17 protein-coding genes are annotated in these 14,878 nt (G+C 47.6%); 12 read left to right on the plus strand and 5 right to left on the minus strand.

Annotated elements, in window-relative coordinates; translation table 11 throughout:
• Nucleotides 1–122 precede the first annotated feature (122 nt).
• The 5 genes from VIM87_RS11695 to VIM87_RS11715 all read left to right on the plus strand — a co-directional run bounded on the left by VIM87_RS11695 (nucleotide 123) and on the right by VIM87_RS11715 (nucleotide 3,592).
• Nucleotides 123–332 (plus strand): class I lanthipeptide, encoded by a 210-nt coding sequence (locus VIM87_RS11695; RefSeq protein ID WP_331997170.1) that lies wholly within the window; start codon nucleotides 123–125, stop codon nucleotides 330–332.
• A gap of 80 nt (nucleotides 333–412) precedes the next feature.
• The gene (locus tag VIM87_RS11700) at nucleotides 413–1,633 is read left to right on the plus strand and encodes a lanthionine synthetase C family protein (RefSeq protein ID WP_331997171.1); all 1,221 of its coding nucleotides are present in this window, start codon (nucleotides 413–415) and stop codon (nucleotides 1,631–1,633) included.
• A gap of 64 nt (nucleotides 1,634–1,697) precedes the next feature.
• Nucleotides 1,698–2,006, plus strand: a complete 309-nt coding sequence (locus tag VIM87_RS11705) for an ATP-dependent Clp protease adaptor ClpS (protein WP_217601572.1) — start codon at nucleotides 1,698–1,700, stop codon at nucleotides 2,004–2,006.
• Nucleotides 2,007–2,159: 153 nt separating this feature from the next.
• Nucleotides 2,160–2,786: a leucyl/phenylalanyl-tRNA--protein transferase gene (aat, locus tag VIM87_RS11710; RefSeq protein ID WP_331997172.1), complete on the plus strand. Its 627-nt coding sequence runs from the start codon at nucleotides 2,160–2,162 to the stop codon at nucleotides 2,784–2,786.
• A 197-nt stretch (nucleotides 2,787–2,983) separates the two neighbouring features.
• A complete protein-coding gene (locus VIM87_RS11715) occupies nucleotides 2,984–3,592 on the plus strand; it encodes a DinB family protein (RefSeq protein WP_331997173.1) in 609 nt (202 codons plus the stop codon).
• Between the two features lie 164 nt (nucleotides 3,593–3,756).
• Here the strand turns inward: VIM87_RS11715 and VIM87_RS11720 are convergent, their stop codons facing one another.
• Nucleotides 3,757–4,704 (minus strand): hypothetical protein, encoded by a 948-nt coding sequence (locus tag VIM87_RS11720; RefSeq protein WP_331997174.1) that lies wholly within the window; start codon nucleotides 4,702–4,704, stop codon nucleotides 3,757–3,759.
• 171 nt (nucleotides 4,705–4,875) lie between these two features.
• Here VIM87_RS11720 and VIM87_RS11725 point away from each other — a divergent pair, with 171 nt between their 5' ends.
• From VIM87_RS11725 to VIM87_RS11740, 4 genes are all read left to right on the plus strand, one after another.
• Nucleotides 4,876–5,535: a metal-dependent transcriptional regulator gene (locus tag VIM87_RS11725; protein ID WP_331997175.1), complete on the plus strand. Its 660-nt coding sequence runs from the start codon at nucleotides 4,876–4,878 to the stop codon at nucleotides 5,533–5,535.
• Between the two features lie 28 nt (nucleotides 5,536–5,563).
• Nucleotides 5,564–7,435 (plus strand): Nramp family divalent metal transporter, encoded by a 1,872-nt coding sequence (locus VIM87_RS11730; protein WP_331997176.1) that lies wholly within the window; start codon nucleotides 5,564–5,566, stop codon nucleotides 7,433–7,435.
• Between the two features lie 11 nt (nucleotides 7,436–7,446).
• Nucleotides 7,447–7,833 (plus strand): thioesterase family protein, encoded by a 387-nt coding sequence (locus VIM87_RS11735; protein WP_331997177.1) that lies wholly within the window; start codon nucleotides 7,447–7,449, stop codon nucleotides 7,831–7,833.
• Between the two features lie 188 nt (nucleotides 7,834–8,021).
• Nucleotides 8,022–8,288 carry a hypothetical protein gene (locus tag VIM87_RS11740; protein WP_331997178.1) on the plus strand — a complete coding sequence of 89 codons (267 nt, stop codon included), beginning with the start codon at nucleotides 8,022–8,024 and terminating at the stop codon, nucleotides 8,286–8,288.
• 88 nt (nucleotides 8,289–8,376) lie between these two features.
• Here the strand turns inward: VIM87_RS11740 and VIM87_RS11745 are convergent, their stop codons facing one another.
• From VIM87_RS11745 to VIM87_RS11760, 4 genes are all read right to left on the minus strand, one after another.
• Complete coding sequence (locus tag VIM87_RS11745) at nucleotides 8,377–9,129, minus strand: LytTR family DNA-binding domain-containing protein (RefSeq protein WP_331997179.1); 753 nt, start codon at nucleotides 9,127–9,129, stop codon at nucleotides 8,377–8,379.
• Nucleotides 9,107–10,168: a sensor histidine kinase gene (locus VIM87_RS11750; RefSeq protein ID WP_331997180.1), complete on the minus strand. Its 1,062-nt coding sequence runs from the start codon at nucleotides 10,166–10,168 to the stop codon at nucleotides 9,107–9,109. Before VIM87_RS11750 ends, VIM87_RS11745 begins: the two co-directional genes overlap by 23 nt.
• Nucleotides 10,169–10,368: 200 nt before the next feature.
• Entirely contained in the window at nucleotides 10,369–10,722 is a 354-nt protein-coding gene (locus tag VIM87_RS11755) for a DUF4288 domain-containing protein (RefSeq protein ID WP_331997181.1), read from the minus strand.
• 56 nt (nucleotides 10,723–10,778) lie between these two features.
• A complete protein-coding gene (locus VIM87_RS11760; RefSeq protein ID WP_331997182.1) occupies nucleotides 10,779–11,576 on the minus strand; it encodes a LiaF transmembrane domain-containing protein in 798 nt (265 codons plus the stop codon).
• Between the two features lie 157 nt (nucleotides 11,577–11,733).
• Between VIM87_RS11760 and VIM87_RS11765 the strand changes: the two genes are divergently transcribed.
• From VIM87_RS11765 to VIM87_RS11775, 3 genes are all read left to right on the plus strand, one after another.
• Entirely contained in the window at nucleotides 11,734–11,940 is a 207-nt protein-coding gene (locus VIM87_RS11765) for a hypothetical protein (protein WP_217601584.1), read from the plus strand.
• Between the two features lie 177 nt (nucleotides 11,941–12,117).
• Entirely contained in the window at nucleotides 12,118–13,386 is a 1,269-nt protein-coding gene (icd, locus tag VIM87_RS11770; protein WP_331997183.1) for an NADP-dependent isocitrate dehydrogenase, read from the plus strand.
• A 185-nt stretch (nucleotides 13,387–13,571) separates the two neighbouring features.
• Entirely contained in the window at nucleotides 13,572–14,804 is a 1,233-nt protein-coding gene (locus VIM87_RS11775) for an NADP-dependent isocitrate dehydrogenase (RefSeq protein WP_331997184.1), read from the plus strand.
• The last annotated feature ends 74 nt before the right edge of the window (nucleotides 14,805–14,878 follow it).

Here is a 14,878-nt window from a genome sequence, read left to right on the forward strand (position 1 = left end):
ACAACAACAACTTAGCTAAGAAAAAGGGGCATCTGAAAACCTTTAACAGAGTAAGAAAGGAGGTATCCGAAAATCCTTGATCAGAGTAGGAAAAAAATAAACACGTTCTAAATTTTACAATCATGAAACCCGTAAAAAACCAAGACGCTAAAAAATTAGATCTGCAAAAGAAAACCGTTTCTGTTCTGTCTGACAACCAGCTGAATGCTGTTGATGGCGGTAAGAACGAAGAAGCGATCACTACTTCCTGGGGTCCTTGCACCGGCTTTACCTGCTGCCCTCCGGCTACTACCGGCACTGGTGGTGGATTTGAGCCTACACAGGATGCTTAATCAGATCCGGTTCCAAAATATAAATAAGCTAACCGTGTTACATGGTTAGCTTATTTTCTTTCACCTTTTATTGATTGCATATGTATACGCTTGAAAAAAATTTACAGCAAACAGTGTCAGATAAGCTGCAGTTAATAGGCGAACATTATTTAGGCGCTTATGCCAGTGATCCGCACCTGGACAATTTTTCACTGTTGCCGGGCCATGCCGGCTGCCTGCTGGTACAGGGCATTTTTTTGCAACGCACCGGCGATGCACGATACCAGGAAGCATTATTGGAAACAGAAAAATTCCTGCTGCATAAGATCAATACCTCCGATCCTTTATCCGCTGTTTTTTGCGATGGCCTGGCAGGATGGGGCTGGCTGATGGTACATTTAAAAGCACAGGACATTTTGCCGGATTTCGATGAAAGCATCCTGGAGCAGGTAGATGCCATACTGGAAAAAAGCCTGGCTACCATGCTGCAAAAAGGCAACTATGATCTTTTTTACGGCGCATTAGGCCTGGGCGTGTATTTCCTGAAAAGAAAACAGCATCACCTGGCAGCGCGCATACTCACCCACTTTTCGGCCAGCGCTGTGCAGGCGGACGATGAGGTGCGCTGGCTGCAGTTCCGCCCGGTGCCATCTGCCAAACCCCGCTACGACTTTGGGCTGCCGCATGGTATTACCGGCATCCTGTACTTTGTGCATAAATGTTACCAGGCCAATGTGCTGCCGGCCCTGTGTGAGGAGCTGATGAAAAAAGGTACCGGTTTTTTCCTGAATAATATACAGGATGAAGCAAGCGTACATTCCTTTTTCCCTTACTGGATAGATGCTGAAGAATATGGCAAAAGCACGCTGCAGCCGGTAAGGTCGCGGCTGGCCTGGTGTTATGGTGATCTGGGCATTCTGTACACCTTGCTGCAGGTATCTAAAACTATGCAAAACACTGCGCTGGAAAGCTCCGTGCTGCAAATGCTGCTGAAAACCTGCGCCCGCAGAACACCCCGGGAAACGGATGTGGAAGAACCCGGTTTTTGCCATGGCGCCAGCGGCGTAGGCTACCTGTATATGAAGCTGTTCAAACAAACCGGGCATCCCCGGTTTAAAGAAACCGCCGAACACTGGTACCATGAAACCTGTGCGCTGGGTACTAAGAGCGGACCGGCCGGCTACCTGTTCCAGGTAGGGGAAAATACCTGGGCGCCGGCCTCCGGCATCCTGGAAGGCCTGGGCGGCATTGCCCTCTCTTTACTGGCCTATGCCTACCCGGATGCGCCTGACCATTGGGATGAATGTATGTTCCTCTCGTAATAGTGCAGGCCCCTAGTATTTCCCGATAATTACTGTAATTTTGCGCAAAGCCATGAAGTAAACCATGAGTCAGCGTACCGAAACCGGCACATATAAAAAAGAATTAGAGGATGTGCTCATCGCAGAAGATGAGCAATTCCCTTTTAGCCTTATTGTGTGGAATGATGATGTGAACACCTTTGACTGGGTGATACAATCATTAATTGAAGTATGTGAACACTCCGCAGAACAGGCGGAACAATGCGCGCTTTTTATCCATTACAACGGTAAGTATGCGGTGAAACATGGCGAATTTACCCAACTACGCCCCATGTGCGAAGCACTCCTGGACCGGGGCATCAGCGCCACCGTTGAAGAAGCCGTGGAAGGCTGAGCTGATTTACGATCTTAGATTTACGATTTTAGATTTAACCGGAGCGGATGATATTGGACCTTTGTCCCAAATTCATTCTATATTTATTTAAATCTATTGCAGTACATCTTATTACTAAAATCTAAAATCGTAAATCGTACATCTAAAATCTGCATGGTTTTTTCCCTTACAAAAGAGCTGGTATTTCCACCCGTGCACCTGTCAGATGATGACGGGCTGCTGGCCGTGGGCGGCGATCTTTCAGCAGAGCGGCTGCTGCTGGCCTACCGCTCCGGCATTTTCCCCTGGTATAATGAGCCGCCCATTTTATGGTGGAGCCCTGACCCCCGTTTTGTATTATTCCCCTCAGAGCTAAAGGTATCTTCCAGCATGCGGCAAATACTCAAAAAGCAGGTCTTCCGCATTACCTTTAATCAAAACTTTGCAGCAGTGATCCGCGGCTGCCGCCGTGCTCCCCGTAAAGGCCAGGATGGCACCTGGATCACCAATGCCATAGAACGCGCTTACATACAGCTGCATGAGCAGGGATACGCACACTCCGTTGAGTGCTGGCTGGAAGACAAGCTGGTAGGCGGTTTATACGGCATACGGCTGGGCAGTTGTTTCTTTGGCGAATCCATGTTCGCACAGGTGAGCAATGCCTCCAAAGCAGCTTTTATCACCTTCGTACAATCCCATCATGATCTAACCCTGGTCGATTGCCAGGTACATACCGAACACCTGGCCAGCTTAGGCGCGCGTTTTATAAACCGGGATGAGTTCCTGGAGTTGATTGAGTAAGAGTCGATGGTCGATAGTCCATTGCCTTGAGCGTGTAGCGGGGATCCCGCGGACCACAGTCCACGGCCTTGTATGCAGTAACCGATACCATGCAGTAGGCTATGGACTGCGGAACGCAAACCAACACGAATGCGGAAAAATGCGTAAATTAAAATGCTCATAGAATAATCCCATCACTCATCCTAAACTTACCACCAATGAAAAAGTTCGCACTGTATGTATCCATCCTGTTCTTGTCGGCCTTTACAGTTCAGCAGCCGGCATTAACACGGGATGATAAATCTTTTCTGCTGGATCAGCTGCAAAGCACTAAAACCACCCTGCTGAACAATGTTTCAGGCCTCAGCGATGCGCAGATGCAGTTTAAACCAGCCCCCGACCGCTGGTCTGTAGGCGAATGCATGGAACATATTATTATGGTTGAAAAAGCCATTTTTGCCCAGGAGCAGGCCAGTATGAAACAAGCGCCCAACCCTGAAAAACGCAGCGAGATAAAGGTTACGGATTCCGTACTCATTAAAATGATGGGAGACCGCAGCCATAAAGCCCAGGCAGCAGAAGAGATGAAGCCCAAAGGCACTTATACCAGCTCCGCTGCAGCCGTAGAAGCATTTACCACGCAGCGCGATCAGATCATCGATTATGTGAAAGGTACGAATGACGATATGCGCAGCCATGTAATACCCTCCCCGCGTGGCTACATGGATGCCTACCAGTACATGTTGATCGTTGCCGGCCATTGCGGCCGCCATACGCAGCAGATTGAAGAAGTGAAGAACGATCCGGCATTTCCGCGTAGTAATTGATAATTAAGAATGAATAATTAATAATCGCATTGAAGGAGTACGTGGAAATGTAGTATTACAAGTGTGCCACACCTTGAAGGTGTGGCACACTTGTAAACAAAAATGCAGTATTCCACTCTTGCGAAATACTGCATCCATTATTATTAATTATTCATTCTTAATTATTAATTAGCCGCCGAAGAAGAAGCAGCTTTCTTCTTCGTAAAAGCCCCCTCAAAAAAACACTTGATCCCCCGGTATGCTCCGCAGCCGCCAATTTCACGGATGCTCACCCGGCCGGCGCTGAACTGGAAGCCGATACCGCAGGAGGTTTCCTTATCCTTATACTCCCCTTTGCTGCTGCCGGTAAAATGGCCGGTGCCGCTCAGCTCTCCCTTACAGTTACCATTGTCTTTGGAAAAGGTAATAAAGAACAGGAAGGTTTTGGCATCCTGCCCATCGCGGATAGAAATAATGTTCATATCACCGGAAGTATAATCACCGGAGAATTTATGCTTATGCGCTAAAGTATCTATCGGGTTAAAGATCTGCCCGGGCGTCGTAGGCCCGTTGGAGTTAGTCATGATCAGCGTTACGGTCCCATTGGCATTTGCCATGTAAAAGTCTTCCTTTAACGCGGTATTGGAGCCCACCGGTTTTTCCGTGCTGGTTTTTATAACATATTTATTATCCAGCGTAAAGCTCATTTGCTCCGGACTGTTAGCTTCCTTCCGGGCTGCTACCATACGGTTCAGGTACTTGCCTTTTTTATCGGTAAAACAGATGTACGCCACCGAAGAAGACCGGTCCACCGCCCTGATCACAAAATATTGCAAGGCGCTGCCCGCTACATAAGCCAGCGGATAATATTTCAGATGCCTGGTTTTGGTTGAGTCTGCGCCGGCCAAAGTATCTGTAAGGAACTGTTTCAGCACATCCCGTTGCAGGGCCAGGGAATCCGGCTGCTTTTGCAGCAGGGAATCGGCCGCTAGCCGGTAAGGCGCCTGTTGCTCAGGAAATAAGGCTTTAAAATCTTCAAAGGTCACCGGGCGTCCGCCGGAGGTATGCTTGTTCCCGGAGCCGCAACCCGCTAAAATACCCACGGTTAAAAGTAGTGCCAACAACCTGTTCATGCGTAGTGTAGAATTGTTTCTTGCCGAAAAGTTAAAGATATTTTTGATATATACCGCATAGCTAATCAAAAAAAATGCCGGTTAAATGGATAAACGGAGCCTCCCCTCTCCTGCAGGGTTGGGAATACCATGAAAAATGTTTAGATTTGTCTAACTTTTATTTTAGGGTTTATGAATTTAACAGTTGCAGAGGAAAACTACATTAAGTCTATTTATAAGCTGGAAGAAGGGACAGAAGCGGTAACCACTACGGGATTAGCCTATGAGCTGGATACCAAACCCGCATCTGTAACGGATATGGCTAAAAAGCTAAAGGAGAAAAAGCTTATTGATTATGAAAAGTACCAGGGCATTAACCTTACTGCAGAAGGTAAAAAGGCCGCCCTGCATATTATACGCCGCCACCGCCTGTGGGAATGTTTCCTGGTAGACAAGCTGGCCTTTAGCTGGGATGAGGTGCATGAGCTGGCCGAAGAGCTGGAACATGTGCGCAGTGAAAAGCTGATCAGCCGCCTCAGCGACTTCCTGGGCAACCCTACCATTGACCCACATGGGGACCCTATTCCCGACGCACAGGGCAAAATGGGGAAACAACGCGCGCAAATATCCCTGGACCAGGCCCGCACCAAACGCCTGGAGGTAACGGCCGTATCCGACAAATCAGCCGCTTTGCTGGAATTCCTGAACGCCAAAGGCATTCGCCTGGGCACCCAGCTGGAAGTGATTGAGCGCTACGAATTTGATAATTCTATTGAAATAAAGATCCGGAACCAGCCCGCCTTTACCATTAGTGAGCAGGTGAGTAAAAATATTATGGTACGGCCCCTGTAAGTGAAACAAATAATTTTCTGTTAAAGCTATGGATCATATTGCTACATCGCTGAGTGAAGTACATCAGAGTATAGATACCACTGCACGGTCGCGGTGGAAAAAGCTGCTATCTTTCTTTGGCCCGGCCTACCTGGTAAGCGTAGGTTATATGGATCCCGGTAACTGGGCCACAGACCTGGCCGGGGGCAGCCAGTACGGCTACCAGCTGTTATGGGTGCTGCTGATGAGTAACCTGATGGCCCTGCTGCTGCAAAGCCTGAGCGCCCGCCTGGGTATTGTGCGCGGCCGCGACCTGGCGCAGGCCAACCGGGAAACCTATCCGCCCGTTATCAACTTCATTTTATATGTGCTGGCAGAGATAGCCATTGCCGCCTGCGACCTGGCAGAGGTGCTGGGCATGGCCATAGGCATACAGCTGCTTACCGGCCTGCCGCTGGTATATGGCGTTAGCTTTACCGTGGTGGATACTTTTCTGCTGCTGATCTTACAACGTTATGGCATCCGCAAAATGGAAGCCTTCATCATAAGCCTGGTAGCTATTGTAGGCATCTCTTTTTTAACGGAGCTGGTAATTGCCCGGCCCGTAATGTCGGAAGTAGTAACGGGCTTTGTACCCACCATACCTGATAATGCAGCTCTGTATATTGCTATTGGTATTATAGGCGCCACCGTAATGCCCCACAACCTGTACCTGCATTCCGCACTGGTGCAAACGCGCAAAATTCAGCGGGATAAGAAGGGCATTAAACAGGCCCTGAAGCTAAACCTTATTGACAGCACCGTGGCCCTGAACCTGGCCTTTTTTGTAAATGCCGCCATTCTTATATTAGCCGCCACCGTATTCTTTAAAAGCGGGCGTACGGATATTGCAGAGATCCAGGATGCGCATGAGCTGCTGGAAAAGCTGCTGGGCAGCAAAGTAGCCCCCATCCTGTTTGCAGTAGCGCTGATAGCCGCCGGCCAAAGCTCAACGGTAACAGGCACCCTGGCCGGACAGATCATTATGGAAGGCTACCTGCGTTTGCGCATTAACCCCTGGCTGCGCCGTTTAATTACCCGCCTGCTGGCCATAGTGCCTGCCTTACTCACTATCTTATTAGCGGGCGATGATAAAGTAGGCGAGCTCCTGGTATTCAGCCAGGTATTATTGAGCCTGCAATTAGGTTTTGCTATTATACCGCTCATTCATTTTGTGAGTGATAAAAGCACCATGGGCGAATATGCCATCAAGCCATTAACCAAAATCACCAGCTGGCTGATCACCGCAGTGCTGGTGTACCTGAACCTGCGCATGGTATTTACAGAAGCCTATAAATATATTACTCATGCAGGCAATGGCTGGGTAGATGCTGTTATTATAATATCCGGAATAGGTTTTATAGTGCTGCTGGTGATCACCATCGTATTCCCGATGATTAGCCGGTACCGGCAAATAGCCTCTGTACGCATACACCCTTCCCAATTGCTTTCTTTGGGCAGCATGGAAAAACCGCAGTACTACCGTATAGCGCTGGCGCTGGATTTCAGCAAGCAGGATGAAAAAGTGATCACCAATGCAGTAGCTAACGGTAACGAGCATACGGAATATATACTGATCCATGTAGTGGAAAGCGCTTCTGCCAAATACTTCGGCAGGCTGTCTGATGATTTTGAAACCCGTAAAGACCAGGAGCAGCTGGATGGTTACCTGGCCTTGCTGCACGCACGCAACATCCGCGCGCGGGGCATCCTGGGCTACCGGCATCCCGCAAAGGAAATTGTGCGTATTGTAAAAGAAGAGAAAGCAGATTTTATTGTGATGGGAGGCCATGGCCATACCGGTATTAAAGACTGGATCTATGGCGAAACAGCCCACCAGGTAAGGCACAACGTAAAAGTACCCGTACTGCTGGTGCAGTAAATAATGGCAATATGCTACACTGTTTTAAACCAGGCGATCAAAAACATTTTACCCGTGTAGTGCGTGAAGAAGATTGCGCAGCATTTGACAGCGGCGCTGTACACCCCGTGTACAGCACCTTTGCGCTGGCGCGTGATGCGGAATGGTGCTGCCGTTTATTTGTGCTGGATATGAAGGAAGCAGATGAAGAAGGTATTGGCACCATGCTTACCGTACAACATCATGCACCGGCCAAAGCAGGCAGCATTGTGGATTTTACGGCCACTATTGTACAATTGCATACGCATACTATAGTATGCAGGTATGAGGCAAAAGTGGGCAACCTGGTTATTGCCACAGGTGAGCAGGGACAAAAAGTGCTTAAAAAAGAGAAACTTCAAAAACTCTTTGAGTTATAAACGTCACTTTTAGCAATGAAAAATGATCGTAAACCCTTCTTTTTTGTACCGGCGCACCACGTTGAATATCAGCCAGATACAAGGACTTAAAATATCCTTTTAACAAAATTTTATTATAACAGTTTCTTAATCTGGCACAAAACGGAACAGCTTTTGGATTACTCTAATCGAACCAAAAGTTTTATACCATGTCTAAGAATAGTTTAGAGTTTGTAAAGCAAAACATCCAGGAATTAGCTATTGGTAATTATTCCAGTTATCCGCAAGATTATAATCCTGTAAAACAGGAGACCAGCAATAATATCCAGTCATTAGCCAAAGGTTACTGGGACGTGCGTGATATGAAAGAAATAGAACGTGATGAAAAATTAAACATCCACCTGGATGATTATATTGAATGGTCACGTGAAGCTTACCAGGATTTTATAGCACAGGATGTAAACGCATTAAACTAAGGATCTTTTTCTCTTGAAGGATAAAGCCGTCCCGGGTATCGCACCCGGGACGGCTTTATTTTTGATGCTATACTAACGAAGGATAAAACTATAGTCCCAGCGCTGCCTTTAACCTGGGATAACCGGTTTTACTTACCGGCACTTTAGCGCCGGTTCTTAAAATGGCCAGGTGGTTTTCTTTTTCATACGGCTCAATGCGGGTAACCTGGTTCACATTCAGCATGTAAGAACGGTGTACGCGGGCAAACTGCTGCGGGTCCAGCGTTTGCTCAAAAAAGCTCATGGTCTTATTCTTCAGGAAAGCGCCTTCCTGGGTGATGATCTTCACATAATCATCCGCTGCTTCCAGGTAATGCACATCCTGCACAGGAATAATTTTGATCTTACCATTGATCTTCACCACAATACGGTTGCTCTGCAAAGGCGATGCAGCAGCGGTTTCCAGCAGCTGTGTGGTTTGCTGCGGAGCGGCTGCCGGCGTAGCAGTGGTTTTATTACCCAACCATTTTTGCAATGCTTTTTCAAATCGGTCTTTTGAAAAAGGTTTTAACAGGTAGTCAATTGCATTCACCTCAAAAGCGCGGATAGCATGTTCTTCAAAAGCCGTGGTAAAGATCACGGCAGGCATCTCTTCTACCAGCTCCAGCATCTCAAAGCCATTGATCTTGGGCATCTGCACATCCAGGAAAATAATATCCGGCTGGTGCTGCTGAATGGCTTTCAGCCCTTCAAAACCATCATTACATTCCTGTAATACCTGTACTTCCGGGAAGCCCAGTAAATATTCCAATACTACAGCGCGGGCCAAAGGCTCATCATCAATTATGATTGCTTTTATCATGTGGTTGTGGTACTTTAATTAAGGTAGTAAAGATCAGGTCATCGGAGCTAACCTCCAGCAGGTCCTGCCGGGCAAACAGCAGGTACAGCCTGCGGCGTATGGAGCTTAATCCAAAGCCGGTGCCCTGGTGCGGCTGCTGCAAAGCGCTGTCATACGGGTTTTGCACCTGCACATGCAGCATATCCTGCTGCACCCAGGCTTTTATAGTAATGGTAATGGCCTCCGTAGTATCATACAACCCGTATTTAATGGCGTTTTCTACCACCGGTTGTAATAACATGGGCGGCATTACCAGCTGTTGTGTATTTTCATCGGCCGTCACTTCGGTTGATAACCGGTGCCCGAAGCGCACCTTTTCAATATCAAGATACCATTGCAGGTACTGCAGCTCTTCCGGCAGCGCTATCCATTGCTGGTCCTCCCTTTTTAAGGTGCCCCGTAAAAAGTCGGACAGCTTCAGCACCATTTCCCTGGCCTGCTGCGGGCGTAATACGATCAGCGCATTAATGGAGTTCAGGCTGTTAAATAAAAAGTGCGGCTGTAATTGCTGCCGCAGCTTGTACAGCTCAGCCTCCCGCGATAAACGTTCCGTAGCTTCCCGCCGTTCCAGCGCTTCCTGCTGCTCTGCCATATCATACATCAGCAGGGCGCGCAGGCCCATGCTGGTGATCACCAGCCAGGCTACCAGGAAGTGTATGGGCAGCGCTGCGTTTAGCCATTGCAGATAGACATGATCTGCCTTGAAAAAATATTTCAACCAGCAGGTGGTAACCGCTATCCAGATAACTGTTAACACCGTACTGTAACAAAGTACAAACAGGTATTTACCTTTCGCCGGCCGGTAATAGCCCAGGTTATGCGCTATAATGGCTACCGCAGTACCCAGGAACAGGGTATGTATGGCACTGTCGGCCCAGGCATTAATGGTTTCCAGCTTAAACCACTGTATCAGCAGCACACCATACAGTAACAGGAACACGTAGGTGGTTACTGCTATGGTCCAGCGGAAGTACTTATCTGATAAAGGGCGCTTTATCACAGTGTTTGTTTGTAATTAATAATTAAGAATGAATAATTAATAATAAAGAGCACAACTATTACGGTCAACCACTACTGTTTGCTCTTGCCCGTTAGTATTGTTATTTGCTTTTTGTTCAACTTTAATAATGAATAACCTTCACTTCACGAACAACTGCTACACGATTATTAATTCTTAATTATTCATTATTAATTCCCCAATTAATTCCCGATCTCAATAAAGCGCTGCTCCTGCAGCTGCGCAGACTTCATCTGCAGCCAGGCTACATAAGCCGTAGCATCCGACGGTTCTTCAATACGGGAATACAGCTCCATGCCGTCCGAAAGCTGGTCCAGCGTAAACAGCTCCGGTACGTTAATGAACTTCCATTCTACCAGCTCTTGTTTCTGGTTGCGGAAGGTATATTGTTCCTGCTGTCCTATTTCGCGGGCCTTTTGTGCGGCCTCCTGTTTTGTTTCTGCACTAATTAAGCGCAATTGCTCATCGAACTGCGGCATGTGGTTGCCACTGCCACAAATGATCTGGTACACTATTTTTGCTACAAACCAACGCATACAAATTCAATTTAAAAGGGTTTAGAATGGTACAATACAGAATATAGGTTACTGGCTTAATAACTCTTGATATCTATGCCGCCAAATACACAGATGCCTTTGATCAGCAGTCTTTTATCGGGGTTGGGAGCCAGCAGCTCTATGGCGCGCTTATCCTCTACCCCGCCAAAGATGGTGTTCACCTCTATTTTCACGTCCCAGTTGGAAGGTACTATCATCTCAACACCGCCGAAAATGGCCGTGGCATCTATTACGACAGTGCCGGTAAAATCGGCCTGGGTAAGGTTCACCTCAGAACCGCCAAAGATGGAAGTAATATCCCCTCCCTGGAAGTTCTTGGATAATACGATCCGGTTATCGCCGCCGAAAACAGCCAGTGCATTCAGGAAATCTTCTGAGTTGCCCCCTATGGTTTCCTGGTAAGAGCCGGCATTCCAGCGCTGCTTCATATCCTCCTTTAACTGTCTCTTATCTTCCCGCCACTGCCTTCTGTCTTCTGCCAGGTAACGCTGCGGACGTTGGGACGGGCGTTTAGTAAGCATATATACCCCAATAACCACCAGCACTAAAGGCCAGCCATAACGGGGAAAGTCAAAATCCCAGTGAATGATCTCTTCGGAAAGAAAAATACCGCCGATCAGCATCATAATAAACCAGGGACCGCCCCGGAACTTATGTTTGATGGCCACAACAAGACCCAGAAGTATCAGGAGCATTTGCCAGGAAAATATCCAGGAAGGCACATTCAGGTGCAGGTTCTGTAAAAAAAAGAAGATACCCAACACAATAAGCACTAAGCCACCCCATATGCCCTTGCTTCTTCTATGTATGATATTTTGATTTTGATTTTCCATTACTGTAAGATTGTGATGTAAAATTATTACGGGAGCGCGGGTACATCAAATGGATTTAGGCTAAAAATACCGGAGTTCCGGTAAACGGTGGCAAAAGACCGGTGAAAATAATTTGCATGCACTTTTGTTTTACATTTAGCCCGTAAACGTTATAACCATGCATAAGTTTTTTTCCGTACGCGCCCGGGAGATCCAGGACCTGGAAAGCCAGGTAAATACCTTCTTAACCAATAACCCTGATATTGTGATCGTTACCTCCAACCAATCCCTGGTGCCGGTAGGCGACACCCAGGATATCCTGTACTCCATTATTTATAAGGAAGCGCCCAAGCCTACCCGCATTGGCCGCCTGGGGCAGGACTGACAGCGGCTTATAGCCGGAAAGCCGCATTTACCCGACATAGCCGGCTAACACCCTTTGCAGCCGGTGTTTTGCACCTTATGAGCACTGCCTGGCCGGCTCCGTCCGCTAAAATCGTCTGCCTGAAATGTAAAATCGGTGTACCTTTGCGCTCGATTATTTCACTAAAGTCACTGTTTTATGCCGGCAGAAAAGATCATAATGACCAATGGGCAGTTAAAGGTTCCCGACCATTGTATTATTCCATTTATTGAAGGTGACGGGATTGGCCCCGACATTTGGCGGGCCAGCGTACGCGTGTTTGACGCCGCCGTAGCCAAAGTGTATGATAATAAACGGAAAATTGAATGGAAGGAAGTACTGGCAGGCGAAAAAGCCTTCCAGGCTACCGGTGAATGGTTACCTAAAGCCACCCTGGATGCTTTTAAGGAATACCTGATCTCAATAAAAGGACCTTTGACCACGCCGGTAGGCGGCGGCATCCGTTCCCTGAATGTGGCCATGCGCCAGGAGCTGGACCTGTACGCCTGTGTACGCCCGGTACGCTGGTTCAATAAAGTGCCTTCTCCGCTGAAACATCCTGAGAACGTGAACATGGTGATCTTCCGCGAGAACACCGAAGATATCTACGCCGGCATTGAATATATGTACGGCACTCCTGAAGCCGATAAGCTGCTGCACTTTTTGCAGAACGACCTGGGTGTGAAAAAGATCCGTTTCCCGGAAACATCTTCCCTGGGCATTAAACCCGTATCCAAGGAAGGTTCTGAAAGGCTTATCCGCTCCGCCATTAAATATGCCATTGAAAATAAACAGTCTTCTGTAAGCCTGGTGCACAAAGGCAATATCATGAAATTCACAGAAGGCGGCTTTAAGAACTGGGGTTATGAGCTGGCTAAACGCGAGTTTGGTGATTTCGTGTATACCTGGGAGGAGTGGGAAACCACCAAAAAAGAACAGGGCGAAGAAGAAGCCAACAAGCAAATGAACATTGCCCTGGCGCATAAAAAAATACTGATCAAAGATGTAATTGCCGATAACTTCCTGCAGCAGATCTTACTGGCACCGCAGGATTATAGTGTGGTAGCTACCCTGAACCTGAACGGTGATTATATTTCCGATGCAGCAGCAGCAGCCGTAGGCGGTATAGGCATTGCGCCCGGCGCCAACATTAACTATGTAACCGGCCACGCTGTATTTGAAGCTACCCATGGCACCGCCCCGCGCTTTGCCAATACCAACAGCATGAACCCCAGCTCCGTAATACTGAGCGGCGTAATGATGCTGGAATATATGGGCTGGAAAGAGGCTGCAGACATTATTGTACATGGCCTGAGCACCGCTATCATGCGCAAACGGGTAACCATCGACTTCTATAAGCTGATGGATGATGCCACCCTGGTATCAACAAGCGAGTTTGCAGATGAAATTATAAAGCAAATGAAATAGAGCTGAAAGCATAAAGCGTAAAGCAAAAAGCTCTTTACCCAACTTACAGGCTTTTCGCTTTATGCTTTGTGCTTTATGCTTTTGGCATTCAGCCAAAATTTGGATTTTGCGCCACGTTATAGTAATTTCCGGGTTTATCTTATTGAGCAACCATAGATAACCTTAATTAAAAAACAATACCTGAAATGGCAGAAAAGATCAAAGTCGCAAATCCGGTGGTAGAACTGGATGGAGATGAGATGACACGGATCATCTGGAAATTCATTAAAGACAAACTGATACTTCCCTACCTGGATGTTGATATCAAATACTACGACCTGGGCGTAGAATACCGCGATCAAACCAATGACCAGGTAACCGTAGATGCCGCTAACGCGATCAGAGAGTACGGCGTTGGTATCAAATGCGCTACCATTACCCCCGACGAAGCCCGTGTAAAGGAGTTTAACCTGAAACAAATGTGGAAATCGCCCAACGGCACTATCCGTAACATCCTGGATGGTACTGTATTCCGCGAGCCCATTGTTATGAAGAACGTTCCCCGCCTGGTGCCCAACTGGACTGCCCCTATCTGCATAGGCCGTCACGCATTCGGCGACCAGTACCGCGCTACCGACTTTGTTACCAAAGGTAAAGGCAAGCTGACCATCACTTTTGAAGGTGAGAACGGCGAAAAGATCCAGCACGAGGTTTACAATTTCAAAGGCGACGGCGTAGCCCTGGCTATGTACAACACCGATGAATCCATTAAAGGTTTTGCACGCGCCTGCTTTAACCAGGCCCTGTTAAAACAATGGCCGCTGTACCTGAGCACCAAGAACACCATCCTGAAAAAATACGATGGCCGTTTCAAGGATATCTTTGAAGAGATCTACGAAAACGAATTCAAAGCTGAATTTGAAAAACATAAGCTGGTATATGAGCACCGCCTCATAGATGATATGGTGGCCAGCGCCCTGAAATGGAACGGTAACTTTGTATGGGCCTGTAAGAACTACGATGGCGACGTACAATCCGATACCGTTGCACAAGGTTTTGGCTCCCTGGGCCTCATGACCTCTACCCTGGTTACGCCGGATGGTAAAACCATGGAAGCAGAAGCTGCCCACGGTACTGTAACCCGCCACTACCGCGATCACCAGGCTGGTAAGCCTACCTCCACCAACCCCATTGCCTCCATCTTCGCATGGACCCGTGGTTTGGAATTCCGTGGCCGCCTGGATAACAACCAGCCGCTGATAGATTTCTGCCAGGCATTGGAGCAGGTTTGTATTGAAGTAGTGGAAAGTGGTAAAATGACCAAGGACCTTGCTGTATGTATCCATGGTAATAAAGTGGAGCATGGTAAACACTACCTGTATACAGAAGAGTTCCTGGAAGAGCTGAACACTGCTCTGAAAGCTAAACTGAAGAAATAATTGAACGCATTGGTTCAACACTATAAAATGTCCTGTACCGCAAGGTGCAGGACATTTGTTTTTAATACCCTATC

The sequence above is a fragment of the Chitinophaga sp. genome, assembly GCF_036569125.1.
GTDB lineage: Bacteria > Bacteroidota > Bacteroidia > Chitinophagales > Chitinophagaceae > Chitinophaga.

What these genes read in the sequence shown, in the direction of transcription:
- VIM87_RS11755 (WP_331997181.1), bottom strand. Translation starts at nt 10,722, where the DNA reads ATGCGTTGGTTTGTAGCAAAAATAGTGTACCAGATCATTTGTGGCAGT.
- aat (WP_331997172.1), top strand. Translation starts at nt 2,160, where the DNA reads ATGGTTTTTTCCCTTACAAAAGAGCTGGTATTTCCACCCGTGCACCTG.
- VIM87_RS11720 (WP_331997174.1), bottom strand. Translation starts at nt 4,704, where the DNA reads ATGAACAGGTTGTTGGCACTACTTTTAACCGTGGGTATTTTAGCGGGT.
- VIM87_RS11740 (WP_331997178.1), top strand. Translation starts at nt 8,022, where the DNA reads ATGTCTAAGAATAGTTTAGAGTTTGTAAAGCAAAACATCCAGGAATTA.
- VIM87_RS11730 (WP_331997176.1), top strand. Translation starts at nt 5,564, where the DNA reads ATGGATCATATTGCTACATCGCTGAGTGAAGTACATCAGAGTATAGAT.
- VIM87_RS11745 (WP_331997179.1), bottom strand. Translation starts at nt 9,129, where the DNA reads ATGATAAAAGCAATCATAATTGATGATGAGCCTTTGGCCCGCGCTGTA.
- VIM87_RS11735 (WP_331997177.1), top strand. Translation starts at nt 7,447, where the DNA reads ATGCTACACTGTTTTAAACCAGGCGATCAAAAACATTTTACCCGTGTA.
- VIM87_RS11760 (WP_331997182.1), bottom strand. Translation starts at nt 11,576, where the DNA reads ATGGAAAATCAAAATCAAAATATCATACATAGAAGAAGCAAGGGCATA.
- VIM87_RS11700 (WP_331997171.1), top strand. Translation starts at nt 413, where the DNA reads ATGTATACGCTTGAAAAAAATTTACAGCAAACAGTGTCAGATAAGCTG.
- VIM87_RS11695 (WP_331997170.1), top strand. Translation starts at nt 123, where the DNA reads ATGAAACCCGTAAAAAACCAAGACGCTAAAAAATTAGATCTGCAAAAG.
- VIM87_RS11765 (WP_217601584.1), top strand. Translation starts at nt 11,734, where the DNA reads ATGCATAAGTTTTTTTCCGTACGCGCCCGGGAGATCCAGGACCTGGAA.
- icd (WP_331997183.1), top strand. Translation starts at nt 12,118, where the DNA reads ATGCCGGCAGAAAAGATCATAATGACCAATGGGCAGTTAAAGGTTCCC.
- VIM87_RS11775 (WP_331997184.1), top strand. Translation starts at nt 13,572, where the DNA reads ATGGCAGAAAAGATCAAAGTCGCAAATCCGGTGGTAGAACTGGATGGA.
- VIM87_RS11715 (WP_331997173.1), top strand. Translation starts at nt 2,984, where the DNA reads ATGAAAAAGTTCGCACTGTATGTATCCATCCTGTTCTTGTCGGCCTTT.
- VIM87_RS11705 (WP_217601572.1), top strand. Translation starts at nt 1,698, where the DNA reads ATGAGTCAGCGTACCGAAACCGGCACATATAAAAAAGAATTAGAGGAT.
- VIM87_RS11725 (WP_331997175.1), top strand. Translation starts at nt 4,876, where the DNA reads ATGAATTTAACAGTTGCAGAGGAAAACTACATTAAGTCTATTTATAAG.